A 1,844-nucleotide genomic window follows, 5' to 3' on the forward strand; every position below is an offset into this window, starting at 1 on the left:
CACCAGGGCTTCGGTCGGGTCGATCACGATGGAGCCACCGGAAGGCAGTTCGACCACGCGCTGGAAGGCGGTCTCGATCTGGCTTTCGATCTGGAAACGGTTGAACAGCGGGACGCTGTCTTCGTACAACTTGATCTTGCTGGCGTACTGCGGCATCACCTGGCGGATGAAGGTCAGGGCTTCGTCCTGGGCTTCAACGCTGTCGATCAGCACTTCGCCGATGTCCTGGCGCAGGTAATCGCGGATGGCGCGGATGATCACGTTGCTTTCCTGGTAGATCAGGAACGGCGCGGAACGGTCCAGGGACGCTTCTTTGATGGCGGTCCACAGTTGCAGCAGGTAGTCGAGGTCCCACTGCATTTCTTCGCTGCTGCGGCCCAGGCCGGCGGTGCGAACGATCAGGCCCATGTCGGCGGGTGCGATCAGGCCGTTCAGCGCTTCACGCAGTTCGTTGCGCTCTTCGCCTTCGATGCGGCGGGAGATGCCACCAGCGCGTGGGTTGTTCGGCATCAGGACCAGATAGCGGCCAGCCAGGCTGATGAAGGTGGTCAGGGCGGCGCCCTTGTTGCCACGTTCTTCTTTTTCTACCTGAACGATGACTTCCTGGCCTTCGCTCAGGACGTCCTTGATGTTCACGCGGCCTTCAGGGGATTTCTTGAAGTATTCGCGGGAGATTTCTTTCAGGGGCAGGAAGCCGTGGCGCTCGGAGCCGAAATCGACAAAGGCAGCCTCAAGGCTTGGTTCGATGCGAGTAATACGGCCTTTATAGATGTTGGCCTTCTTTTGCTCGCGTGCACCGGATTCGATGTCCAGGTCGTAGAGGCGTTGGCCATCTACCAGTGCAACACGCAACTCTTCGGGTTGAGTTGCGTTAATCAGCATTCTTTTCATGTTGTACCGTCGGTTTCCGGGCTGCCGGAAACGGCGTTCGGCACACACGACTTCTCACGGTCGGTGTCAGGTGCGTCAAGAGTGGTTGGCCACTCCAGTGTCCAGCAAACACCGGCCAATTGGGCTGGTATCGCGACGGACGCGTCCTGCTTGTTAGCGGTGGTGACAAAGGCACCACTTCAACAAAAGCTAAGGTCAGGAGGAGGAATCAACCGGCGACTGTGGACGAGATGAAGCGTCTAAATATAAGCCTAGTGCTACACGGTCCGACGGTTGTGCATCTCCACCCTACACGTATCCCTGATAATTCGGGTGCTGCCGCGCGCAGAATCCGCAGCGGGTTGGCATTTACCGTGTTCTCCAATGGGGAGTCCACGCTCATGGCTAAACAAGACTAGGTGTGGGCGATTGCGCTCTCACTCAGCTCTTAACAGGCGTTGTTTCCGAAGCATTCGCCATGGTCTGGTTCAAGACTGACTGCACTTTGTGAACTGGCCGTAAATATCGGCGCAAAACGCGAGTATTCACTCTGCTTTCTGCACTCGCTTCAGGCCTCATGTCACCTGCGCTTGTTACAATCCCGAGCCTTCCAAGGTGGCGAAAGCCCCGTAGGACGGCCTCGCGTCCTGATGAATTGCGATGGTCAGGGCCGGCTATTTGCCGCAAGTCCTCTGGCCAGGCCGCTTTTGGCGGCGTTCGCGACTATAGCAGCAATGATTAAGTGCTTCAATTCCATAAAAAATTGTTATCATCGCCGCCATGACGACTCCCGACCCCCAGACCCCCAGCGTCCAGCTGCTTGAGGTCTCGCCGGAATATGCCGGCCAACGCATCGATAATTTTCTCCTGGCCAGGCTCAAAGGCGTGCCCAAGACCTTGATTTACCGCATCTTGCGAAAAGGCGAAGTGCGCGTGAACAAGGGCCGGATCAAGCCCGAGTACAAGCTGCAGGC

Annotated in this window: 2 protein-coding genes; one reads left to right on the plus strand and one right to left on the minus strand. The window is 57.4% G+C overall.

The genetic code is table 11. From position 1 onward, the window contains the following. Positions 1–891: Rne/Rng family ribonuclease (locus ACRESD_RS14515; RefSeq protein ID WP_431751544.1), on the minus strand; the 891-nt coding region annotated here is incomplete at its 3' end. A 759-nt stretch (positions 892–1,650) separates the two neighbouring features. Between ACRESD_RS14515 and ACRESD_RS14520 the strand changes: the two genes are divergently transcribed. Beyond that, a partial coding sequence (locus tag ACRESD_RS14520) for a S4 domain-containing protein (RefSeq protein WP_431751545.1) occupies positions 1,651–1,844 on the plus strand: 194 nt, incomplete at its 3' end.

Source organism: Pseudomonas sp. (genome assembly GCF_050739995.1).
Taxonomy (GTDB): Bacteria; Pseudomonadota; Gammaproteobacteria; order Pseudomonadales; family Pseudomonadaceae; genus Aquipseudomonas.